The organism is Acinetobacter sp. YH12254, from assembly GCF_013417415.1.
GTDB lineage: Bacteria > Pseudomonadota > Gammaproteobacteria > Pseudomonadales > Moraxellaceae > Acinetobacter > Acinetobacter pseudolwoffii.
In genome coordinates, this window is the sequence record NZ_VPEB01000008.1 from 122,540 (window position 1) to 147,287 (window position 24,748).

Here is a 24,748-nt window from a genome sequence, read left to right on the forward strand (position 1 = left end):
GAGTATTAAAGAATTTATTTTTGGGGATGCTAATACAATGAATCGTGTGTTTCGTCAGTTTTCAATGGGTGCTGTTGCGATTGCGGTGATGCAAGCAGCTAGCGCGCAGGTAGCCGTGACCAATATCGTAGCTATGCAGCTTCCTGGACAAGGAACTGAAATTCGGGTGATGTTCAATGGTTTGCCACCACAGCCACAGGCCTATCAATTAGAATCACCTTCACGTCTAATTTTAGATTTTGACCAGGCCCAACAAAACTTAAAGCAAAGCAATATTCCGGTGGCAACACGTGAAGCCAGTTCGGTCGATGTGACTTCGGATGCACAACGTGCCCGTTTGACTGTTAATCTGGCAGATGCTGGTGCCTTTACTACGCGAGTTGAAGGGAATACCTTTATCCTGAAAATCAATTCAGCGACGCCAGTCGCGACAGCTCAACCGGTATTACAGCAGTCAGCTCAGGGAATTAGCAATATCAGTTTCCAGCGTGGGGCTCAAGGTGAAGGTCAGGTAGTGATTGACCTGGCAGGCAACAACACCCCGGTTGATGTACAGCAGCAGGGAACTAAAATCATTGTTCGAACCTTAGGCACGAAGATCCCGACGCATTTGACCCGTCGTCTGAATGTGAATGATTTTGCGACGCCTGTGTCGAGTGTGGATGCAGTGAATCAAAATGGATCAGGTGTGATTACGATCCAGTCCGGGGAAAGTTATGAATATATGGCTTATCAAACGGATAATAAGCTGACCATTAGTTTGAAACGTCCGGAAGCCAAGAGTCCGCTACGTCCGAAGACCGTGGCTTATAGCGGCAAGAAAATTTCACTCGATTTCCAGGATATTGAAGTACGTCGTGTACTACAGCTTTTGGCTGATTTTACTGATATCAATATGGTGGCAGCAGATAGTGTACAAGGCAATATTACCTTGCGCCTAAAAGAAGTGCCTTGGGATCAAGCACTGGATATTGTACTGAAAACCAAAAACCTGGATAAACGCCGTAATGGTAATGTGATCTGGATTGCACCAGTGACAGAACTGATTAAGGCAGAAGAGGAAGAGGCAAAAGCCTTGAAGCAGAGCGTTGCACTTGCCCCTATTCAGACTGAATATATGCAGCTGAGTTATGCTAAAGCAGCGGATATTGAAAAGCTGATTACCCAGAATAAATCTGCACAAAATTCAAATAACTCATCAAATAATTCTTCTAATACGACCAATAATGAAGATAAAGAAAGCTTGTTAAGCTCACGTGGTTCAGTGTCTATCGATGCCCGTACCAATACGCTGATTGTAAATGATACCCAGCCTTTTATCGATAAAATTCGTAATATGGTGGATCTGCTTGATGTACAGGTCAAGCAAGTAATGGTTGAAGCACGTGTAGTGCGAGCATCTACTGAGTTTGCCAAAGAAATGGGGGTGAAGTGGGGGATTCTGTCACAAGGAATTACCAACAATAATAGCCTTCTGGTCGGTGGTAGCGATACAACATTATGGGATTTAAGAACGCCTGAGATTGATAGTGCTACAGGAATTCCAACTTATGAAATTCAGCGTCCAGATAACCTGAATGTTGATTTGGGAGTGGAAAATGCAGCTGGTCGTATTGCCTTTGGTTTAATCAGTCTCTCTGATTTTATGCTGGATCTGGAACTGTCTGCATTGCAGGCAGATGGTTATGGTGAAGTTGTTTCTACGCCAAAAGTTCTGACCGCAGATAAACAAAAAGCGACTGTTGAATCTGGTTTAGAAGTACCATATCAATCTACAGAAGGGAGTGGAGCAAATGCTACAGCGACTACTGAGTTTAAAGATGTTGTATTGAAGCTTGATGTGACGCCAAGCATCACGCCTGATGGTAAAGTGCAAATGGAATTAGATATTTCTAGTGATAGTATCGCTGGGGTAACCCCAATGGGAGAATATTACTTAAATAAAAACCGTTTGAATACTAATGTCTTGGTTGAAAATGGTGAAACGGTTGTCTTGGGTGGTATTTTTGAACAAGAAACTTTGAACCAACAGACTAAAGTTCCATTCTTAGGCGATATTCCTTATGTAGGGCGTTTATTCCGTAAAGATTTAAAATCAGACAACAAGCGCGAGCTACTGATTTTCGTTACACCTCGAATTGTTAATGACAGTGTTTCAAGAAATCATTAATATATTTTGAATTTAACAAAACGAATAGGTGACTCCTTGCCAAGCAAAGAGTTTGAAACCCTACCAAATATCTATTTGGTAGGGCCGATGGGGGCCGGTAAAACAACAGTAGGACGACATCTCGCAGAATTGTTAGGACGCGAATTTCTAGACAGTGATCATGAAATTGAACGTAAAACAGGTGCGACCATTCCTTGGATCTTTGAAAAAGAAGGGGAGCAGGGTTTTCGTGACCGTGAAACTGCTGTGATTAATGAGCTTACTTCACGCCCGCATTTAGTTTTAGCCACTGGTGGTGGGGCGATTACACAGGTCTTAAATCGAGATTATTTAAAACAGCGTGGTATTGTGGTTTATCTTTACACACCTGTTGAAATTCAGCTGCAACGTACTTATCGCGATAAAAATCGTCCACTCCTTCAAGTCGAAAATCCGGAACAAAAGTTGCGTGATTTATTGGCAATTCGTGATCCCTTGTATCGGGAAGTGGCACATCATATTATTGAGACCAATCAAGGTGCGGCACGAGATCTAGCGCAGCGAATTCTCAATCTCATTACTTCCAAAAACTAAGTTTATTGAATAAAGTGGTTAATCAAGCATGCAAACCTTATATGTAGAACTCGGAGAACGTCGATACCCTATTTTTATCGGGAGCGAACTAGATCCACAAGCCTTATTGGCACCCTATATTCATGGCAAGCAAGTGATGATTGTAAGCAATGCAACAGTTGCCCCACTTTATCTAGAACGTTATCAAACTGCGGTTGAAGCTTTAGATAAACATGTAGCCACCTGCATCTTGCCAGATGGCGAAAAATTTAAAGATAGTCAGCATCTGAGTCTGATTTTTGATGCATTGCTTGAGGCCGGTTTTAATCGGGACTGTACCGTACTTGCGCTCGGTGGTGGAGTGATTGGGGATATGGCTGGCTTTGCTTCGGCCTGTTTTCAGCGCGGGGTGTACTTTATCCAGGTGCCGACGACCTTGCTGTCGCAAGTAGATTCAAGTGTTGGTGGAAAAACCGGGATTAATCATCCACTGGGTAAAAACATGATTGGTGCGTTCCAGCAACCGCAAGTGGTATTGGCAGATATGTCTCAGCTTTCCACTTTGCCTGATCGCGAACTTTCAGCAGGTTTGGCTGAAGTGATTAAATATGCACTACTCGGTGATGAAGAATTTCTGGTCTGGCTAGAAGAGAACATGGATGCTCTGGTTGGTCGAGATGAAACGTTATTGGCTGAAGCGGTGTATCGTTCATGTGCCCATAAAGCCCGAATTGTTGCGAATGATGAAAAAGAGCAAGGTGAACGTGCTTTGCTAAATCTTGGACATACCTTTGGTCATGCGATTGAATCTTATATGGGCTACGGGGTCTGGTTGCACGGTGAAGCAGTTGCGACCGGTATGGTGATGGCTGCGGACTTGTCACAACGTATGGGCTGGATTTCTGATGCAGATCTCACGCGTACAAAAAAAATCATTTCTCGTGCCAAACTGCCTGTGGTTTGTCCTAAAATTCCTCTGGATGATTTCCTGGCCTATATGGCCCATGATAAGAAAGTCTTGAATGGACAGCTTCGTCTGGTCTTGTTACAGCAATTAGGCAAAGCAGTGATTACTCGGGACTTTGATCTTGAGTTCATGAAACAGGCAATTTTAGCCAATCAGGCATAGGTTTTATTTTATATGGCAGCATTACGTACACCCTGGCAAAAAGTTCAGCACTATTTCTGGCTGGTCTGTGGCGTATGCTGTCTATTTGCCGCTTTGGTTTTTTGGGCGATTACCGATTCAGATGATGTCATTGAAATTGAAAAAAAGCCTGAAACCGAAGTCCAGTTGCAGATTCAACCTGAAAAAGTGGCAACAATGAACCATCTTGGTGCACTTTTTGAGGAAGTCAAACCGTTAGATTTAAATACACGTACCGTCGTAAATGCCAGTCATGCGCCAGAATTTCGCGGTACCAAGTTTGTGAATGAAGCTAAAAACCAGCATGCGATTGAACTGTTTCGGGTGGGTAATGAAGCGATCTTAAAAAGCTTTCTTAAAAAACAATTAGATCGTAAGCCTTTTATTTATTTAAGAATATCAGGTGAAAACCAGCCGGAACAATATGTATTGCTCTATGGTCAATATAAGACTGCGGCGCAAGCCAATCAGGCTTTATCTACATTACAGTTAAATCTGCCGGCATCCGTCAAACCTGAAGTTGTCGCAATGCAACAATATGTTGGTCTGGTCAATAATCTGGGTTCCGAGGAATTGGCCAGTAATCAAAAGCTTTACGAAATTCGTTTGAAAAATGTGCCTTTGCCGAAAGTAGATGAATCGGTGCGACTTAGACAGCAGCAAACCCAGACTGAGTCCAAGCCGCGTAGCTCTGATGCTGCGACTACCAGTACCACAATTGTGCGTCGTGATGCCGCTGGAAATGTGCTCGATGTACAGAAATCCGAGAGCGCTGTGGAAGGTGCTCCGCAACCACAAAACAATAATAATCGACCGAACCAGGGGGGGGATTTCCGTCCTCAAAACAATGAGATTAGTGATCCTTTTAACTAATCCGTTCTAAAATAGCGCACCAAAAAAATGACCTAATTAGAAATGTGCGCTTTTGGTGCAAAAAATACACATTAAAAATAACCAGTATCCCTGTAATCCTTGTTAAAGCTTTGTCATCTGTATGGTTTTAATTTATGTGCTATTTGTTGGCATGTAATTTGCTTTATTGGTGCATGGATTGAATTAATCTCCCTGTTTTAGCGCGAAAAATGATTCGATGACAACCTATGAATGTCATATTTATTCCTGATTTTTATGTTATTCATCAGCAAAATAAACTTTATTTTTTATGCATTCGGTCTGAAAAAGGACTAGTCTGAAGAAATAAAGATGAAAAGATTTTGCTCTAGCAAGACGGTCTTCGAAAGTCCATTACACGCAGCGCAGAGAAGAATTTAGATTGTTTAACAGCCTATAAGGCTTCGTGAAAAGAAGGGTACGCTATGCACATGCCATCGCCTAATAATGTAGCTCCCGCTCAAGGTTTATACCAACCGGATGAGTTTAAAGATAACTGTGGTTTCGGTTTAATTGCCCATATGCAGGGCGATGCAAGCCATGATCTTGTCAAGACCGCGATTCATAGCCTAAGTTGTATGACCCATCGTGGTGGTATTGCCGCCGATGGCAAGACTGGGGATGGCTGTGGTCTGCTTTTGGCGATGCCGAAAAAGTTCTTTCGTGAAGAAGCAAAACGCTTAAGTGATACAACTTTAAGTGAAGTCTTTGCTGTCGGTTCGGTGTTCCTAAATCTTGATCCTGCGCTTGCTGCACATGCCAAACAGGTTTTAAACAAAGAAATTGAAGCTGAAGGTCTCATTGTTCTGGCTTGGCGTGTGATTCCAACCCATGTCGATGCCCTTGGTGAAATTGCTTTGCAATCGATGCCAGCATTTGAACAGATTATTGTTAACTGTCCAATGGGTGTGACTGAGGTTGAGTTTAACCGTAAGTTATTCCTGGCACGCCGTCGTGCAGAGCAGCTGTTAAGCAATGATACGTCTTTCTATGTCACTACTTTATGTTCAACGGTGATCAGCTATAAAGGCTTGATGATGCCAGAAGCGATTGCAGATTTTTATACAGATCTGGCTGATCCACGTTTGGAATCGCATATCGTGGTGTTCCATCAGCGCTTCTCGACCAATACTTTGCCACGCTGGCCGTTGGCACAGCCGTTCCGTTATCTGGCGCACAATGGTGAAATCAACACCATTACGGCCAACCGTAACTGGGCCATGGCGCGTGTGCCAAAATTTGAAAATCCCTTATTGCCGGGTTTAACTGAACTAAAACCGATTGTGAATCGTACCGGTTCGGATTCTTCAAGCCTGGACAATATGCTGGAGATTCTGGTCGGTGGTGGTATGGATCTGTTCCGTGCCTTACGTATGCTGGTTCCGCCTGCGTGGCAGAACGTGGAAACGCTTGATGCGGACTTGCGTGCTTTCTATGAATTTAACTCAAAACATATGGAAGCCTGGGATGGCCCGGCAGGTCTGGTGATTCAGGATGGCCGTCATGCGATTTGTATGCTGGATCGTAACGGTCTGCGTCCGGCACGTTGGGTGATTACCAAAAATGGTTATATCACGCTGGCGTCGGAAATTGGGGTCTGGGGTTATCAACCTGAAGATGTGATTTCTAAAGGTCGTGTTGGCCCCGGCCAAATGCTGGTGATCGATACGCAAACCGGCAAGGTACTGGATACACAAGATGTGAATCATCATTTAAAACGTATGCGTCCATACCGTGAATGGTTACGTGAAAACTCTGTGCGTTTGCAAGGTAGCCCCGAGCTGGAAGAATATTTATGTGAGCAAGGCTTAAAAGGCGATGGCCTGAAAGCGGCCCAAAAAATGTTCATGGTGACCTTTGAAGAACGTGACCAGTTATTGCGTCCAATCGCGGAAAGTGGTCAGGAAGCTGTGGGATCCATGGGTGATGATACGCCCATGGCAGTATTGTCACGTCAGGTGCGCCATGTTTCGGATTATTTCCGTCAGCAGTTTGCGCAGGTGACCAACCCGCCAATTGATCCGTTACGTGAATCGATCGTGATGTCACTGGAAACCTGTTTAGGCCGTGAACAGAACGTGTTTGAACAGGGGCCTGAACATGCTGACCGTCTGATTATTTCCAGTCCGGTACTGTCAAATTCGAAAATGCATCAAATTCGTACCTTGGGGCGTAAAGGTTACGAAATTGCTGACATCGACCTGAACTATACTGAAACTGAAGGTTTACAAGCCGCAATTCTGCGTATTTGCATCGAGGCTGCACAAGCGATTCGTGATGGCAAAACTTTACTGATGCTTTCAGACAAGAAAATTCGTGAAGGCCACTTGCCGGCCAATGCCTTTATGGTGACCGGTGCGGTGCATCATTACTTGATTAATACCGGTTTGCGTACCGATGCTAATCTGATTGTTGAAACCGGTTTTGCCCGTGATCCACATCAGTTCGCAGTGCTTCTCGGCTTTGGCGCAACTGCGATTTATCCATATCTGGCTTATGACGTGATCAATGATCTGGTTGCCAAAGGCGAGCTCTTGGGTGATCCAATCTATGCACAAAACAATTTCCGTAAAGGCATTGAGAAAGGCTTACTGAAAGTTCTATCAAAAATGGGAATTTCGACGGTGGCCTCTTATCGTGGCGGTCAGTTATTTGAAGCCGTCGGTCTGTCGAATGAAGTGGTTGATACATGTTTCATTGGTGTGCCAAGCCGTATTCAGGGTGCAACCTTTGTTGATCTTGAAAATGATCAAAAACAGCTGGCGGATCTTGCCTGGAAAAACCGTAAACCCATTGATCAGGGTGGTTTGCTGAAGTTTGTCTTTGGTAAGGAATATCATGCCTTTAATCCGGATGTAATCAACTCGCTGCATAAAGCAGTGCGTTCGGGTAATTATTCCGACTTTAAAGAATATGCCGAACTGGTGAATAACCGTCCGATTGCCACCATTCGTGACCTGTTCAAACTGAAAACTGATAATTCGATTCCAGTGGAACAAGTGGAATCGGTAGAAGAAATCCTGCCGCGCTTTGACTCTGCCGGCATGTCTTTGGGTGCCTTGTCACCTGAAGCACATGAGGCGATAGCGATTGCCATGAACACGATTGGCGGTCGCTCGAATTCAGGCGAGGGCGGTGAAGATCCAGCACGTTACGGCACCATCCGTAACTCGAAAATCAAACAAATTGCATCGGGCCGTTTTGGTGTAACGCCTGCTTATTTAACATCAGCAGAAGTTCTCCAGATTAAAGTCGCGCAAGGTGCAAAACCAGGTGAAGGTGGTCAGTTGCCGGGTGGTAAAGTGAATGGTCTCATTGCCCGTTTACGTTACTCTGTGCCGGGCGTTACCTTGATTTCGCCACCTCCGCATCATGACATCTATTCAATTGAAGATTTATCACAGTTGATCTTTGATTTAAAACAGGTTAACCCACAGGCGATGGTGTCAGTTAAGCTGGTTTCTGAACCGGGTGTCGGTACGATTGCGGCAGGTGTAGCGAAAGCGTATGCCGATTTCATTACCATTTCTGGTTATGATGGCGGGACAGCGGCTTCTCCACTTTCTTCAATTCATCATGCAGGTTCACCGTGGGAACTGGGTCTTTCTGAAGCGCATCAGGCCCTTCGTGTGAATGACCTGCGTGGTAAAGTTCGCGTACAGACAGATGGCGGTTTAAAAACCGGTCTGGATGTCGTGAAAGCAGCCATTTTAGGTGCTGAAAGCTTTGGTTTTGGTTCAACCCCAATGATTGCATTGGGCTGTAAATACCTGCGTATCTGTCACTTGAATAACTGTGCAACCGGTGTAGCAACTCAGCAAGATCACTTGCGTCAGGAACACTACATCGGCGAACCACAGATGCTGATTAACTTCTTCACCTTTATTGCTGAAGAAACCCGTGAATGGCTGGCAGCACTTGGTGTATCGAGTCTGAAAGACCTGATTGGCCGTACGGATCTGCTTGAAGTCTTGCCAGGTGAAACTGCAAAGCATGCACATCTTGATTTAAGCAAATTGCTTGAGTCACATCCTGCTGCAGAAGGTAAAGCACAGTACTGCGAAGTACAGGGCAATGCACCATTTGATAAAGGCATTCTGGCAGAGAAAATGGTGGCGGAAATCCTGCCTGCAATTGAAGCCGGAACAGGCGGTGAGTATCACTTCTCGATTGGTAACTGTGACCGTTCGATTGGTGCGCGTTTATCCGGTGAAATTGCCCGCCGTTATGGCAACCTGAGCATGGAAAATCATCCGGTGAAAGTACACCTGAATGGTACTGCAGGTCAGTCGCTGGGTGTCTGGAACGCCGGTGGCCTGCATATCAAACTGGAAGGCGATGCCAATGACTATGTCGGTAAAGGCATGGCCGGTGGACGACTCTCGATCTTCCCACCGAAAGGTTCACCGTTCCAGACGCAAAATACCGCAATTATTGGCAACACCTGTCTGTATGGTGCAACGGGTGGGAAACTGTTTGCCGCAGGGACTGCGGGTGAACGTTTTGCCGTACGTAACTCGGGTGCCTTCGCCGTGATTGAAGGGGCCGGCGACCACTGCTGTGAATATATGACTGGCGGTATCGTCACCGTCCTCGGTAAAGTCGGGCATAACTTCGGTGCGGGTATGACCGGGGGTTTTGCTTATGTATTGGACCTGGATAATGACTTTGTTGATCATTATAACCATGAGCTAATTGAACTGAACCGTATTTCCACTGAAGCGATGGAAGAGCATAAAGCATTCCTGGGTCGTATCTTGGATGAACATATTCAAGAAACTGGTAGTGCTTGGGCGTACAAGATCCGCCACGAGTTTGATTTCTACAGCCGTAAGTTCTGGTTGGTTAAACCCAAAGCTGCTAACTTGCAAACGCTGTTAAAAACCACTCAAGCTGATCCACAATAATTCCACGACTGCAGAAATAAAGGCAGATGCAGGGCAAGGTAACCCCCCTGCATCGACCCACGGAGAGAGACATGGCAGAACGCCTAAGTAATGACTTTCAATTCCTGGATGTAGCACGCCAAGATCCAGAGAAAAAAGATATTGATGTCCGCAAAGCAGAATTTGTGGAAATTTATAAGCCGTTTACGACAGAAGTTGCGGCGAACCAGACCCATCGTTGTCTGGGTTGTGGTAACCCGTATTGTGAGTGGAAATGTCCGGTACATAACTATATTCCCAACTGGCTCAAACTGGTGGCGGAAGGGCGTTTATTCCAGGCAGCTGAACTCTGTCATCAGACCAATACCTTGCCGGAAGTCTGTGGCCGTGTTTGTCCGCAAGACCGTCTCTGTGAAGGCGCCTGTACCCTAAATGATGGTTTCGGTGCCGTGACGATTGGTAATGCGGAAAAATACATCAATGACACCGCCTTTGCTTTGGGCTGGCGTCCCGATATGTCCAATGTGAAATGGACCGACAAAAAAGTCGCGATTATTGGCGCCGGTCCTGCGGGTCTTGGTTGTGCAGATATTCTGGTTCGTGCCGGCGTAAAGCCAGTCGTATTCGATAAACGTCCTGAAATTGGTGGTCTTTTAACTTTTGGTATTCCAGAATTCAAGATGGAAAAAGACGTGATGAAACGCCGCCGTGAAATTTTCACCGGTATGGGGGTGGAATTCCGTCTGAATACTGAAATTGGTAGCGATGTCACCATCGACCAGTTACTGGCCGACTACGATGCGGTGTTTATGGGGATGGGAACTTACACTTACATGAAAGGTGGTTTCACCGGTGAAGACCTGAATGGTGTTTATGATGCGCTGGATTTCCTGATTGCCAACGTGAATCGTTGCCAAGGCTGGGAAAAAGATCCAGCAGAATATATCAGCGTTGAAGGTAAAAAAGTCATCGTGCTAGGCGGTGGTGATACTGCGATGGACTGTAACCGAACTTCGATCCGTCAAGGTGCTGAATCGGTGGTCTGTGCCTATCGTCGTGATGAAGAAAACATGCCGGGTTCACGTCGTGAAGTACAAAATGCACGTGAAGAGGGGGTGAATTTCCAGTTTAACCGTCAGCCTATCGAGATTGTTGGTGAAAATGGTAAAGTGACCGGTGTGAAATTTATTACTACTCAGCTGGGTGAGCCGGACAGTCGTGGTCGCCGTAGTCCAGAGCCGATTCCGGGTTCAGAAGAAATTCTTCCGGCGGATGCAGTCCTACTTGCTTTTGGTTTCCGTACCAGCCCAGCAGATTGGTTTACTGATGTAAAAATCAATCTGGATGGTTCAGGTCGTGTCGTTGCCGCTGAGCAGCAGCAATACAAATTCCAGACCTCGAATCCAAAAATCTTCGCCGGTGGTGATATGGTGCGTGGTTCAGATCTGGTGGTAACTGCGATCTGGGAAGGCCGTCAGGCAGCTGAAGGAATTCTGGATTATCTAGATGTTTAACAGTTGAAAATTCACTGAAGTCATTCAAACAACCCGCTACGGCGGGTTTTTTATTTTTGGATATTGTCTAACTTAAAGAGAAGCCCTTAAAAAAGATTATAAAAAGTAACAAAACTTTAGAAAATACTGTTTAAAATCAAATTAATTATATAAATATTAATAAAGAATTGAGGACAAGATATCATGCATGTATTCAAACAATCTCTTATCGCCTTGATGCTGGCCAGTACCTTGACCCTGAGTGGTTGTGGTTATAACACCTTACAAGTCAAAGATGAAGCAGTCACTGCCGCCTGGTCGGAAGTACAAAACCAGTATCAGCGCCGTGCCGATTTGGTGCCTAATCTGGTCAATGTAGTCAAAGGCTATGCCGCGCATGAAGAGCAGGTATTGACCGAAGTGACTCAAGCACGTGCCAATGTTGCCGGTTTAAAAGTAGATCGTGAAGTACTGGAAGATCCTGAATTATTCCAGCGTTATCAGGAAGCGCAGTCGCAAATGACCAGTGCTTTGTCGCGTCTTTTGGCGGTGACTGAGAATTATCCAGACCTGAAAGCCAATCAGCAGTTCCGTGATTTGCAGGTGCAGCTCGAAGGTACTGAAAATCGAATCGCTGTAGCACGTAACCGTTATATCACCACGGTTCAGGACTTTAACTCTTATGCGCGTCAATTCCCGCAAGTGATGACGGCTAAAGTAATTGGTATGGATACCAAACCAAACTTTAGTGCCGAGCAAAGTGCCCAAAAAGCTCCAACGGTTTCCTTTGAATAATGACTGACTTGTAAATAAGCGAGAAATCAGATGTCTGAGATGCTGCTGAAATACCGTGCCGGGTTGCTCCTCATGTTGGCCATGGGGATGGTAGTGCCTGTATCAGCAGAAAATGCCACAGCTACGGATACTGAAGAAGTCATTGTGGCGCGCGAAATATTACAAAAGCCGGCTGTGACTAATTCTCAAACAGCTCAACCGGATACTGAAGTAACACCAGCCCAGCAGCCACAGATTGCCAATGATATGGCTGAAGGCCAGATTCAGCGTGATTTACCCAGTCTGAATGAACCGGTGATTGATCAGGCGAATTTACTTAGTCCAGCTGAGAAGCAGGCGATTAGTCAACGCATTTTAAACTTGCATAATGCCGGTAAAGGCCAGATTGGTGTCGTGATTGTTCCGACCACGGAGCAGGAAGATATTTTTGATTATTCCATGCGCGTGGCTGATGCCTGGCAGCTCGGTTCAGCCAAACGCGATAATGGTTTATTGATGACGATTGCTATCAATGATCGCCGTATTCAGATCCTGACCGGTTATGGTCTGGAAGGGGTGCTGCCCGATATCGTGGCAGGCCGGATTATCAATGACAAGATTACGCCGTATTTTAAACAGGCTCAATATGCGCAGGGGATCGACTCAGGACTGGCTGAAATAGAACGGATTTTAAATCTGGATCCTGAAATTGCAGCACAGGCGGCGGATGAACTGAAAGAGCGTCAGGAACAGGCTTATCAGGCCCAAAAAGCATCGCAAGCTACTTTTGGGAGTGTCATCTTTATTATTATTGCGGGTGTCATAGGTTCCATGATTTTTGGCAGGAAACTCAGTGCTGCGACTGCCGCAGTTGCAGGGACAGCTGCCGGTCTGGTCAATGGCATGGGTTTAATTGCCAGTTTAATGATTGGTGCCGGGGTATTCTTTTTATTGGTCACTTCACTGGCCCAGCTGATTTTACATGCCTTTATGGCAGGTGGTGGCCGCGGCGGTAGTGGTCGTGGTGGTTTTGGGGGCGGCGGCTTCGGCGGTGGCGGTGGTGGATTTGGTGGGGGAGGAGCATCAGGCTCATGGTAACAACTACAGATACGACAGAAATTGTCACGCAGCCTAAGTTGGAAGAACATACACAGCCAAGCTTTAAACGCTGGCTCAAGCATTTCTTTTATATGCCGGCAACCAAACGCTTTTTCTCCAAGCAGGATCAGCATGCCATTGCAGTGGCAGTCGAAGAAGCCGAGCATGGGCATGTTGGGGAGATTCAGGTGGTGATTGAAGGTTGCCTGCCTTCACGATCTGCTTATTATCAAGATACCTTATGTCGTGCCCGACAGTTATTTGCTGAAATTGGCGTTTGGGATACTGAATATAACAGTGGGGTATTGCTTTATTTGAACCTGTGCGAGCATAAGGTTGAAATTGTGATTGATCGGGGAATTAAGAATGCGACAACGCAGCAAGTCTGGGATGAAATCTGCCAAAGCATCATTCAAAATCTGGCTCAGCAGAAGTTTAAAGAAGGTGTAATTGAGGGTGTGCAGCAGATTGGAGAGGTTTTAGATCAGTACTATGATCGTAAAATAGATGATTTAAACAATGAATTAGGGAATAAACCGATAATTTTAGGGTGATTTTAGTCAACTAACTGACAAAATTTGTCAGTTAGTTACACAAAATAAAACATAGTAGTTACAAAAATAAAAATATTTTTTTAAAGTGCTGTTTTTTCTGTCAATTTTATTATAATAAAACTTGGCACACTTAGTGCTAAATATAAAATAAGCTAAATGAGCTTTTTCTTTAGGCTTATAAATAAACAAAAAACATTTGTGGAGAATGTTATGAATACAGTACAAAAGGGTTTTACCCTTATTGAATTAATGATCGTTGTAGCAATTATCGGTATTTTGGCGGCAATTGCGCTTCCTGCTTATCAGAATTATACCAAAAAGTCCCGTGATGCAACCTGTGTGGCTGAAGTTAAAGGTTTCGCAAATGAATTATATACTTGGGCTATAGATCCTAACCGTGGTACTCAACCGAGCCCTAATGCACCACATTGTGCTGAGATTAGTGGTGCTGATGCTATTACGGATGCAGATAGTTTAGATGGTGCAACTTTAACTACAGAGGCAATTGAGGGTACAGGTAATGCAATTACTTGTGACATGGAAAATGGTGCTCAATGTTCTGTAGCGACATCTTAATATAAGAGGAAGTCCAATGTCTCTGCATTGGACTTCCTTAAATTTTAATGATTACTATTATATTTTATATAGTTATTATATTTTTTTACGCTAGTTTTTTATTTGGTTTTTTACCTGTTCTTTATGCTACACATTATGATCAGGCTCGAATTTTCGGATTATTAATCTATACATATATTATTATGTATGGTTTTTATAAAAATAAGAAAAATTCTTTAAATAAAAAAATATTTTTATATTCTATTGTGCTTGTAGTATATCTTTTAGTATCTATTATATTTCACCCCTATTTTTATTTTTCTTTAACAGAATTTGTAATGCTTTATTTATTAGCATATGCGACTTATATTTTCTCTACTATTGATTTTAAAAAGAAAAACATAGATATATTTCTTTTAATTCTTTGTTTGTTACCTGTTTATAATATTTTATTGTTTTTCATTTGTGTGTATATGAGTTTTCATACGGGAGGATTAATTGGTTGGCATGGTTGGGCTGATAATTATCGATTTTTTGACTCGATGCTGATCCTACCTATATTTTTATGTTTATACTTCATAGCTAAAAAAAATATATTTTCAAAGTATTTTTTTATATTGTATTTTTTTTATATTTTAATGCTTTTTTTTGATGGAGCACGTTCTGCTTTAATATCAATTATCATACCAATTTTTTTAGCATTTTTTATCTACACCAAGTATAGGAAAATATTATCTATTAGTATCATTATATATTTTTTAGCTTTTACCGTTCATACCTTGTATTTAAGATTCAATCCACTATCTATTGGTACAGTATTTCGTGATACTGCAAGTGGACGTTATGAGCTTTGGCTTTATGGTATAAGACGCTTTTTAGAAAAACCATTATTTGGTCATGGTGGTGCTAATTTTTCACTTGATACACAAGAGTATTTAAGTTCTCCACATAATCTAATAATTCAGTTTATGTCAGAATGGGGTACTGGAGGTATTCTTTTAATAGTTTTATTATTTTGGTTGTATTCCTATTTATTAAAAAATATTAAAGGGTTAAGTCCATTTATTGTTCTTTGTGCTATCGCTATTTTAATTGATGGGTTATTCAGTGGACTTTTTATTTTACCAATGTCCCAGATGAACTTTATGCTTGTAATTGGATTATTACTGAATCAAATTAATCAGCATAGAGTTGCAGGAATTGTAGATCCATCTTTTAATTATCAATTTTATAAATATATTTTTTCTGTAGTTGCTCTTATCTGCATTGGATATTTTTTAATATTTCATTGGGGGGATATCACCTGTCTAAATTGTATGGGTATGGAAGGAGTAAATACTCCAAGATTTTGGCGTGGTGGTAAATCTCTACATCTACAAGAAATAGATTAACTTATAAAGTATATAAGTTTAAGCTACAGAGCTAAATTAAATGATTTAAGTTTTAAGCCACATGAAATATTTAATTTTTATCGCAGCAATCCTTATCTCCCTCGCATGGCTCATGCCTGTACATTACCGCCCTTGGGTCACATACACAGGTGAGCTATATGCCTTTTTTGCGCTATTTGCCTTGTCTGCAATTTGTTTAAAAGAACAATTAAGAGTTCCTGTAGTCAGTCTGCCATTATTACTGCTAGCTGGTATGCCGCTGCTCTATTTTCTGGCAGGACAGGTATTTTTCTTTAGCACTGCCATGATGGGCTTTATTTTCGTGTTTGGGTTTTGGTTGGCAAGTGTACTGGGTTATAACCTTTCAATAGGAAATTATAACCGGGAAGAAACCTTTACTAATCTAAGCTATGTGTTTCTAGCATCAGGTACAGCCACAGGAATTATTGCGATTTGCCAATGGACAAATCTGGATTCAGTATTGCCAGGCATGGTAAATATCAGTGGCAACCAGCGGCCCTATGCCAATTTCGCCCAGCCAAATAATATGGCAACTTTTTTGGTCATGGCATTGATGAGCTGCCTGTACCTCTATGAAAAGAAAAAAATCCAGACCAAGTGGCTATTTGCCTGCGCTGCTGTGATTGTCATGGGAGTGGCGTTAAGTCAGTCACGTACTGCTTGGGTGGCTGCGATTGCGATCATACTGTATCTGGCATTTTATCAATATAAAGGTATTATTCGCCTGAAATGGTATTACAGCACTGCTTGGTTCGTCTTCTTTATTGCCTGTATTGTAACTTTTCCATTACTCAGTCAGCTTGCTGTCCAAGCGATAGATGCGGATGTCGTTCAAAGCCGTGATGTGGTGTCACGTGCCACCGGAGATATGTCACGCCTCGCGATCTGGGAGCAAATGCTGGCAGCCATTCAGGCACAGCCATGGTTTGGCTATGGCTGGTATCAGACCAGTGTGGCTTTTGTCTCGATCAGCGATACGGTGCAAGGTCCGGTCTGGATTCGTAGCGCGCATAATTTTATTCTGGACTTTTTGCTCTGGAATGGACTGTTCATCGGTCTGCCTTTCTTGGCCTATTTTGGTTATTTGGGTTATCAGCTACAACGCTGGATCAATACCCCAGAGTCTGTCATCGGGATTCTGATGATTGGAGCATTTGTCACGCATGCCATGTTTGAGTTTCCACAGCATTATGCCTATTTCCTGTTGCCAGTCGGATTTATTCTGGGCACGGTCTTGGCGCAAAATCCGAAAATTAAAACCATTACCTTGCCTTCGATATGGCTGAAACTGACTTTCAGTCTTGGATTGCTCTTGTTGGTCGTAATTTATCGGGATTATGATGTTGCTGTACCAAAACTCGGACAAAGTATTCGCTATGAAATGCAGCCTGAAAAGATCACTAATGAAAAGCCGATCTATCTACTGACTGAGTTTAATCACCGAATCGCCTGGATTCGGGTCAATCCTTATCGCAAGATGAGCGAAGATGAAATTCATCAATATGAAAAGTTGGTGGTGAGCTATCCAACCAAATACAACTTTTTAAAATATATTCGTTTATTGGCGTATAACGGCTATGTCGATGAAGCACAGCATCAACTGCAGCGTTTAAATACGATTCAGAAAACTGAACTGAGCTATGCAGAGGTGACTCGGGATATGCCGCGCTAATAAGTACAAAAAAGCCAGCAGATGCTTAATGCTGATCAGTTAAGGAGTTTAGAAATAGACTCTTTAACTTTTTAGTTATTCAAGGCGGAGAATTAATGTTATAAATCAAATACTTGAGAATAATTTGTTACTTCGGTTTCGCCCAAATGAGAAGCGAAGCTTCGCAAGGAAGGCATCTTGCGGAGCAATACTCCTCACCGCAAAACTCGTCAGCCACCATCGACTAGTAAATTTGTCGCAGAAACAATCATTTTTAAATCTAGCCCTGCCTCAAACAGTTGCGGATGACTTTTCTACTTATCAAATATGATCATGAATTTAAAAAAGAAAATGCCAGTCAATTTCTTAACTGACTGGCATTGCAGCAGATGCTGGCTTTTTGATTTTAAATCGAATCTTAGAGCTGACTTTGAATATAATTTTCGATACCCACACTTTCAATTAGGTCGATTTGCGTGGTGGTCCAGTCCAGATAGTCTTCTTCTTTTTCCAGAATTTCCTGTACTAGATCGCGGGTTACATAATCCATTTCAGTCTCAGCCAGTGCCACCGCTTTCTGAATGGTCTCAATGTTTTCTTTAACTTTACGTACATCACAATGCAGCACTTCTTGAGTGTGCTGGCCGATATACAGTTTGCCCAGATGTTGCAGATTCGGCAGACCTTCTAAAAATAAAATCCGTTCAATAATTTTATCGGCATGCTTCATCTGCACGATCGATTCTTTATATTCTGCCGAGCCCAGTTTCTCAATGCCCCAGTCATTAAACATGCGTGAATGCAGGAAATACTGGTTAATTGCAGTTAGGTGGTGATACAACACCTGATTGAGCTGATTAATCACATCACGATTGCCTTTCATCACATAACTCCATTTGAACCTGTTTTATCTTTCTAAGAAAGCACTCTAAGGATGATAGTAAAGCAAGTCAGGGGGCAATGGCGAGTAATTTATAGAACAGCAAATGAAAATCGCAATCAAATCGATCCAGGCTTAGATGAACGGCAATAAAAACCCGCCAGAGTCAGAGGCGGGGAGGAGGAATGATCTGAGATCATTGATTTATGATTATCTTTATTCGGTTTAGGCGGCCACAGCCAAACGGGCCGCAATTTGTGAAACTTCATCACTGATGATCATACGGGCTTCTGGCGCACAGCGGCCACAGCAGGTTCCCAAGTCCAATATATCGCGCACATCACGATACGTTTCAGCGCCATTTGCAATAGCATCTTTAATGTCTTGATCTGTAATGCCACGGCATAAACAAACGTACATAGGACACAACCACAGTGTTTAAATAAGATAAGTAATATTATTGATAATTGTTATCGTTTGTCAATAAAAATCATTTGAAATAGCTTTTATTGTGATTGGTGATTTAGATAAAAAAATATCACTCAAGCAAAAATCCGATTATTGCTCGGGTTTTTGCTTGAGTGATTCATGATTGCAAACGAAATATAGAAGTTTAGGTATTAAATAAATTTTAAAAATTATTGCTGAATGATAACAACGCCATCCATCTCGACCAGAGCATCTTTTGGCAGGCTGGCAACACCGAGTGCTGCACGTGCTGGATAAGGCTGGGCAAAATATTCACCCATAATCTGGTTCACCAGCTGGAAGTGCGATAAATCAGTCAGATAAATATTCAGTTTGGCGATGTCTGCCAGAGAGCCACCGGCCGCTTCGCAGACGGCTTTTAAATTATCGAATACACGGCGAATCTGTGCTTCAATGCCTTCAACCAGTTCCATGCTGTATGGATCTAAACCTATTTGACCAGATAGATACAGGGTATCGCCCACAAGAATGGCTTGCGAATAGGTGCCAATGGCAGCAGGGGCATTTTCAGTATGGATTACTTGGCGGAACATTAATTTCTCCTTTTATCAAATGGAGCGTAAAACTCTGTCCTTCAGGGCAGAGATATAAGCGATACGACATAAAATGTCGTTGAATTTTTTAAAATCAACACCTTTAATTTAACATGATCTAAAATAAGCTCATGAAAACACTTAAATTACGCATAAAAGACAAACATTGCAAGGTGCTAGAGCAATTAGCATCTGAGGTGAACTTTGTTTGGAATTATGTGAATGATTTGAGTTCCAAACACCTGAAAAGAACAGGTGACTTTTTCTCAGCATTTGATATGACTCAATACACAAAAGGAACTTCAAAATTGTGTGGTTTGCATAGTCAAACAGTGCAAGGGATAACAGAAGAATATGTTGATAAAAGAAGACAACACAAGAAAGCAAAGCTGAAATGGCGTGTGAGTAACAAGAAGTCAGCAAGACGTTCGCTTGGTTGGATACCATTTAAAAAAGTAGCGATTAAATATGCTGATGGATATGTGCAATACGGCAAGCAGAAATTTAAGCTATGGGATAGCTACGGCATAAGTAAATACAGCGTGAGAACAGGCTCATTCGTTGAGGATAGTCGTGGGCGCTGGTATGTGTGTCTTGTTGTGGACTCACCTAAACAAGACAAACCAACGGCAACTAAAGCGATTGGTATTGATCTTGGTCTAAAAGACGTTGCCACCTGCTCAGATGGTACTGTAATTTCAAATCCTAAGTTCTACCGTAATTACGAGCAGAAATTAGGGATTGCTCAAAGAGCAAGAAATAAAAAACGTGTACGTGCATTACACGCTAAAATTGCCAATTGTCGTAAAGACCATTTGCATAAAGCAAGCACTCTGCTTGTGAAAGAAAATGCACTGATTGTTGTAGGTGACTTAAGTGCGAGCAAACTTGTAAAAACCAAGATGGCGAAATCTGTTTTGGACACAGGATTTTCAGCACTGAAAACAATGCTCAAGTATAAATGCGAGAACGCAGGGGTATTGTTTGAGGAAGTCAGTGAGAAATTCACAACCCAAATCTGTTCGTGCTGCGGTGAAATTACCTCTAGCAGTCCCAAAGGTAGAACAGATTTGCGAATAAGAGTATGGGAATGTGAGTGTGGAAGTATAAATCATCGTGATTTAAATTCCGCTAAGAACATACTTGCGCTTGGGCATGAGCGTCTAGCAGTAGGAATCCGCTTGCTTTAGCTGGAGGATGTCAACATCAACATACATCATATTCGATCAATCCAGCCGACAACAGCACTATCGTTTTAAATGATCAACTTGCTTTAGAGGCTTCACTGAAAACGACGGGCTGAGCCAGACGGATAATTCGTGGAAAACCAAAATACATACGCAGGTCCCGGATGATCTGGGCAATCTGTTTGCGGTTATGCACCACGATATTAACATAGGTCTGCTCATCCTGGGTGCGCACCATCTCTACCCCTGAATGTGCTTTACGACATTGATAAATCAGGTCAGAAATCTGCTCATCATCCATGGCCAGATCAATGCTGAGATAGGCGCTAAAGCTGATATCGTCCAGATCATCGGCAGTCCACTGCAAGGGCATGATATTTTCAGGGTGCTGATGCTGTTCGTGTAGCAGGTTATGACAGCGTGAACGGTGCACAATCAGGCCACGACGAGTCAAATGACCCTGAATCGGATCGCCCAGCACCGGATTACAGCAATGCGCATATTTGACATCCACACCTTCAGTGCCCTGAATCAGGCGCCCTGAGCTAGCAATGTTTTGATGCTGGTCTTGGGCGAATAAATGATTGGCCACCAGTTGAGGCAATAAGTCACCGACTGCAATCTGCTCAAACAGCTGCTCCTGAGTGGCAATATGGCGCCATTCCAGCAGGTTTTTCCAGTCCGCTTCGGTCAGATCCCGGATCGAACGATGAAACAGTTTTAGGGCACGATTCAGTGCTTGCTGACCGACCAGACGCTGTTCGTCCAGATCCTGATCGCGCAAGATATTCTGAATGGCACGGCGGGCTTTTTGGGTGTTAATAAAGCTGAGCCAGTCCGGGTTGGGGGTTGCCAGGACATCGGTAATGATTTCGACCACCTGGCCGCTGACTAGCGGGGTAGAGAGCGGTTTCGTCTCATTGTTAATTTTCGCCCCGATGGCATGGTTGCCCAGAAACAGGCTGGCCGCATAAGCAAAATCAACCGCTGTCGCACCTTGCGGCAATTCGTGTAAATGCCCATGCGGGGTATATACCCAGATTTTTTCCTGATGCAGATAATCCAGTAATTCACTAAAGGTGGTTTTGGCGCATTCACCATCGACCAACACGTTCAGATTTTGCATCGAGGCCTGAATTGCAGAACGACAGGCTTGCGGGGCATTTTCACCCAGTACCACACCAAAACGTGCGGCTTTACGCATCAGTTCGGTTTGAATGGTGAGCGACAAGGTGGTCTTTTCGCCTTTTAAACGCATCATCAAGGACTGGTTGCCACCGGGTAATGGACGGCGAATATGATCTTCATAGCTTTGAATTTTAAAGCTTTGAGTCAGAATTTCTGCCAGACGGTCACAATCTGCAATGCTTTGTAATATAATTTCAAAGGCATGGCTATGAGTCAGCTCTTGTAGGTCAATATCATTTTTAACAAAGTGGCGTAACAGCTCAATATTATTATTTTTCTTTTTGATTCGACCTTCAATTTTATAGTCTTCTAAGAGATCATTCAGCTTTTGTTCCCAGATCGCCTGATATTCACAACGTTTTGGCTTGGTTTCTAATAGCGCTGCCTGAACGTTGTTATACATGTCCAGATCAAGATTCTGATAACACAGATGTTCCAGATTGTCGGCCATTTCATTCATGCCGACAATACGTGCCATCGGCACAAAAATTTCAAAGGTTTCGCGGGCGATACGCGCGCGTTTGTCCGGGCGTAGCGCCTCTAAAGTAGTCATGTTGTGATAGCGGTCGGCCAGTTTCACAATAATGACACGTGGGTCCTGTAAGGTGGCTTGCAGGATTTTTCGGAATGACGCGGCTTTATTATATTCTTTATCGCTGGAATGGCTCAGTTTGGTCACGCCATCGACCAGCTCGGCCACGGTAAAACCAAAAGTCTCGCTGATATCATCTTTATTGAAGTCGGTATCTTCAATCACATCATGTAACAAAGCAGCCATCAGGGTTTCAGTGTCCAGACGCATATGCGCCAAGATACAGCTCACCGCAATCGGATGCAGGATATAGGGTTCGCCACTTTTACGCACAATTCCGTCATGCGCGATATCTGCATAATCACAGGCCGCAAGCACACGTTCGACATCACGTTCATTTAAATACGCGTCGATCATCATCTCTAACTGTTGCTTGGCTTGACTGACCTGTGGGCCTGGCATAAAACACCTTTAAAACTGAGTTTCTTACAAATAAAACCATGAAAGCTTTGATTAAATATGAATTGTAGCACTTGCCAAATTTTTAATTTAACAAATAGAAAGCGGATTCAAGTTCGATAGCTAACCCTTATGTTATAACCGTTCTGGTATAAATATAAAAGTCACATAACAAAAAAAGCCTAGTTTAAAACTAGGCTTTTTTTGTGACGATCTCTTATTGGAAAGAAAAACCGTCTAAGTTTAGATTATTTGCAGAAAGTGCAAGGTCCAGACTTGATGTTTGATAGTCCTGATCACGTTGTTTCAAAATATCTTTAGATACATGACCTGCAGCGATTTCACGTAAAGCAACAACAGTCGGTTTGTCATTGTCCCATTCTACAGTTGGTTCAATACCTTGACGTGCCAATTGACGCGCGCGCTTGCTTGCCACTAGTACAAGCTCAAATCGGTTGTCTACATGGTCTAAACAATCTTCAACGGTGACGCGTGCCATAAGAATTCTCGTTTGAATAATAAATTTTAACAGACTGCACAGTATAAAAGGCTTTGCCTATAGACTCAAGTTTTAATCACTGTTCAGTGGGTGTGATCAGTTGCTGAATCAGTTTTTCATGACGGTTGGCTTGCTGCGACAAGGTCAGACGATTGGCGATAATGACCGCTTCGAGATCATGCAATGCCTTGTTAAAGTCATCATTGATAATAATATAGTCAAAGTTGCTATATTGCTGCATATCTTCCACTGCACAGCTCAGACGATGTTCAATCACATCAACTGTGTCGGTACCCCGGTTAGACAGACGTTCACGCAGGTCAAACTGACTTGGTGGCAAGATAAAAATTTGTTGAGATTCAGGAAAAAGTCGACGGACTTGTTGTGCACCTTGCCAGTCAATTTCCAGCAGCACATCATGGCCTTTGGCCAGTTGTTCTTTAACAGTCGCCTGCGCGGTACCGTAGTAATTACCGAATACTTCTGCGTATTCAATAAAACCACCTTCATTGACCAGATTTAAAAAATCGTCTTTCTGGGAGAAATGATAGTGCACGCCATCGAGTTCGCCAAGTCGTTGACCGCGTGTGGTATGGGACACAGAAACGTGAAGGTTATTGACACGCTCAAGTAGGGCTTTAACAAGGGATGTTTTGCCTGTTCCAGACGCTGCAGAAACGACAAACAAGAGACCCGACATGATATTTTTCCTGATATGATAAAATATCTTCTCTATTTTAGAGTAGACCGGCTTTAAACTAAATAGTTACCAGTCGATTGTTTTACATTTATTTCAATTGAACCGCTAAAAATGGTGTGAGTATTGAGGATTCTATGGAAATTGTTTTAGCCAACCCACGTGGTTTTTGTGCTGGTGTAGATCGTGCGATTGCGATCGTGAACCGTGCCCTAGAATGCTTTAATCCACCGATTTATGTGCGGCATGAAGTGGTGCATAATAAATTTGTGGTCGATGACTTGCGTCAGCGTGGTGCGATTTTTGTCGATGAACTCGATGAGGTACCTGACGATAATATCGTGATTTTTAGCGCGCATGGTGTTTCTAAAGCAGTACAACAAGAAGCTGAGCGTCGTGGTCTGAAGGTTTTTGATGCGACTTGTCCCTTGGTGACTAAGGTACATATTGAAGTCACCAAATATGCCCGTGAAGGTGTAGAAGCGATCCTGATTGGTCATGAAGGTCACCCTGAAGTCGAAGGTACCATGGGGCAATATGACAAAAAAAATGGTGGTGAGATTTATCTGGTTGAAGATGAAGAAGATGTCGCCGCTTTAACGGTACGCAATCCTGAAAAAGTCGCTTTTGTCACGCAAACAACCTTGTCGATTGATGATACGGCGAAAGTGATTGATGCTTTACGCCAAAAATTCCCTTTAATTCAAGGGCCGCGTAAAGATGATATTTGCTATGCCACCCAAAATCGCCAGGATGCAGTACGTGATCTGGCTGAGCGTTGTGATGTGGTGCTGGTTGTCGGTTCACCAAACTCATCGAACTCCAACCGTCTGCGTGAACTGGCGGAGCGTATGGGTAAAGCAGCTTATCTGGTTGATAATGCCGATGAACTCAAACAGGAATGGTTTGAAGAAAATGCTCAGATTGGAGTAACCGCCGGAGCCTCTGCACCAGAAATTCTGATTAAACAGGTCATTCAGCGTTTACAGGATTGGGGTGCCCAAGCACCTAAAGAGCTGGATGGTCGTGAAGAGAATATTACATTTAGTTTGCCGAAAGAGTTACGTATTCCGGTAACTCAGGCCTAAAGTGTTAAGCACT

General features: G+C 43.2%; 20 protein-coding genes. 14 read left to right on the forward strand and 6 right to left on the reverse strand.

Annotation, left to right across the window (positions count from 1 at the left end):
- Positions 1–37 precede the first annotated feature (37 nt).
- The 12 genes from pilQ to FTV29_RS08200 all read left to right on the forward strand — a co-directional run bounded on the left by pilQ (position 38) and on the right by FTV29_RS08200 (position 17,204).
- Complete coding sequence (pilQ, locus tag FTV29_RS08145; protein ID WP_373683605.1) at positions 38–2,170, forward strand: type IV pilus secretin PilQ; 2,133 nt, start codon at positions 38–40, stop codon at positions 2,168–2,170.
- Positions 2,171–2,206: 36 nt separating this feature from the next.
- Positions 2,207–2,743, forward strand: a complete 537-nt coding sequence (gene aroK / locus FTV29_RS08150) for a shikimate kinase AroK (protein WP_180075318.1) — start codon at positions 2,207–2,209, stop codon at positions 2,741–2,743.
- A gap of 28 nt (positions 2,744–2,771) precedes the next feature.
- The gene (aroB, locus tag FTV29_RS08155) at positions 2,772–3,851 is read left to right on the forward strand and encodes a 3-dehydroquinate synthase (protein ID WP_180075319.1); all 1,080 of its coding nucleotides are present in this window, start codon (positions 2,772–2,774) and stop codon (positions 3,849–3,851) included.
- Between the two features lie 12 nt (positions 3,852–3,863).
- Positions 3,864–4,742, forward strand: a complete 879-nt coding sequence (locus FTV29_RS08160; RefSeq protein WP_180075320.1) for a hypothetical protein — start codon at positions 3,864–3,866, stop codon at positions 4,740–4,742.
- A gap of 449 nt (positions 4,743–5,191) precedes the next feature.
- Entirely contained in the window at positions 5,192–9,667 is a 4,476-nt protein-coding gene (gene gltB, locus FTV29_RS08165; protein ID WP_180075321.1) for a glutamate synthase large subunit, read from the forward strand.
- A gap of 71 nt (positions 9,668–9,738) precedes the next feature.
- Positions 9,739–11,160: an FAD-dependent oxidoreductase gene (locus tag FTV29_RS08170; protein ID WP_180075322.1), complete on the forward strand. Its 1,422-nt coding sequence runs from the start codon at positions 9,739–9,741 to the stop codon at positions 11,158–11,160.
- 183 nt (positions 11,161–11,343) lie between these two features.
- Positions 11,344–11,934 (forward strand): LemA family protein, encoded by a 591-nt coding sequence (locus tag FTV29_RS08175; protein WP_180075323.1) that lies wholly within the window; start codon positions 11,344–11,346, stop codon positions 11,932–11,934.
- Positions 11,935–11,964: 30 nt separating this feature from the next.
- Positions 11,965–13,011 carry a YgcG family protein gene (locus tag FTV29_RS08180; protein ID WP_180075324.1) on the forward strand — a complete coding sequence of 349 codons (1,047 nt, stop codon included), beginning with the start codon at positions 11,965–11,967 and terminating at the stop codon, positions 13,009–13,011.
- Positions 13,005–13,565, forward strand: coding sequence for a TPM domain-containing protein (locus tag FTV29_RS08185; RefSeq protein WP_180075325.1), 561 nt, complete (start codon positions 13,005–13,007; stop codon positions 13,563–13,565). The genes FTV29_RS08180 and FTV29_RS08185 overlap by 7 nt, the downstream gene beginning before the upstream one ends.
- A gap of 210 nt (positions 13,566–13,775) precedes the next feature.
- The gene (locus FTV29_RS15235; RefSeq protein ID WP_180075326.1) at positions 13,776–14,141 is read left to right on the forward strand and encodes a prepilin-type N-terminal cleavage/methylation domain-containing protein; all 366 of its coding nucleotides are present in this window, start codon (positions 13,776–13,778) and stop codon (positions 14,139–14,141) included.
- Between the two features lie 47 nt (positions 14,142–14,188).
- The gene (locus FTV29_RS08195; RefSeq protein ID WP_180075327.1) at positions 14,189–15,511 is read left to right on the forward strand and encodes an O-antigen ligase family protein; all 1,323 of its coding nucleotides are present in this window, start codon (positions 14,189–14,191) and stop codon (positions 15,509–15,511) included.
- Between the two features lie 61 nt (positions 15,512–15,572).
- Positions 15,573–17,204 carry a PglL family O-oligosaccharyltransferase gene (locus FTV29_RS08200; RefSeq protein ID WP_180075328.1) on the forward strand — a complete coding sequence of 544 codons (1,632 nt, stop codon included), beginning with the start codon at positions 15,573–15,575 and terminating at the stop codon, positions 17,202–17,204.
- Positions 17,205–17,601: 397 nt separating this feature from the next.
- Here the strand turns inward: FTV29_RS08200 and bfr are convergent, their stop codons facing one another.
- The 3 genes from bfr to FTV29_RS08215 all read right to left on the reverse strand — a co-directional run bounded on the left by bfr (position 17,602) and on the right by FTV29_RS08215 (position 19,085).
- The gene (gene bfr / locus FTV29_RS08205) at positions 17,602–18,066 is read right to left on the reverse strand and encodes a bacterioferritin (protein WP_180075329.1); all 465 of its coding nucleotides are present in this window, start codon (positions 18,064–18,066) and stop codon (positions 17,602–17,604) included.
- A gap of 222 nt (positions 18,067–18,288) precedes the next feature.
- Positions 18,289–18,483 carry a bacterioferritin-associated ferredoxin gene (locus FTV29_RS08210; RefSeq protein ID WP_004732422.1) on the reverse strand — a complete coding sequence of 65 codons (195 nt, stop codon included), beginning with the start codon at positions 18,481–18,483 and terminating at the stop codon, positions 18,289–18,291.
- Between the two features lie 218 nt (positions 18,484–18,701).
- A complete protein-coding gene (locus tag FTV29_RS08215; protein WP_004787096.1) occupies positions 18,702–19,085 on the reverse strand; it encodes a RidA family protein in 384 nt (127 codons plus the stop codon).
- 131 nt (positions 19,086–19,216) lie between these two features.
- Here FTV29_RS08215 and FTV29_RS08220 point away from each other — a divergent pair, with 131 nt between their 5' ends.
- Entirely contained in the window at positions 19,217–20,275 is a 1,059-nt protein-coding gene (locus FTV29_RS08220) for an RNA-guided endonuclease TnpB family protein (protein WP_180075330.1), read from the forward strand.
- A 73-nt stretch (positions 20,276–20,348) separates the two neighbouring features.
- Here FTV29_RS08220 and FTV29_RS08225 read toward each other — a convergent pair whose 3' ends face one another.
- From FTV29_RS08225 to gmk, 3 genes are all read right to left on the reverse strand, one after another.
- Positions 20,349–22,454, reverse strand: coding sequence for a bifunctional (p)ppGpp synthetase/guanosine-3',5'-bis(diphosphate) 3'-pyrophosphohydrolase (locus FTV29_RS08225; RefSeq protein WP_180075331.1), 2,106 nt, complete (start codon positions 22,452–22,454; stop codon positions 20,349–20,351).
- Positions 22,455–22,668: 214 nt separating this feature from the next.
- Positions 22,669–22,950: a DNA-directed RNA polymerase subunit omega gene (gene rpoZ, locus FTV29_RS08230; protein WP_004650579.1), complete on the reverse strand. Its 282-nt coding sequence runs from the start codon at positions 22,948–22,950 to the stop codon at positions 22,669–22,671.
- A gap of 76 nt (positions 22,951–23,026) precedes the next feature.
- The gene (gene gmk / locus FTV29_RS08235; RefSeq protein WP_180075332.1) at positions 23,027–23,650 is read right to left on the reverse strand and encodes a guanylate kinase; all 624 of its coding nucleotides are present in this window, start codon (positions 23,648–23,650) and stop codon (positions 23,027–23,029) included.
- Positions 23,651–23,784: 134 nt separating this feature from the next.
- On the opposite strand from gmk, the gene ispH reads away from it, so the two are divergent.
- Positions 23,785–24,735 (forward strand): 4-hydroxy-3-methylbut-2-enyl diphosphate reductase, encoded by a 951-nt coding sequence (ispH, locus tag FTV29_RS08240; RefSeq protein WP_180075333.1) that lies wholly within the window; start codon positions 23,785–23,787, stop codon positions 24,733–24,735.
- Positions 24,736–24,748 lie beyond the last annotated feature (13 nt).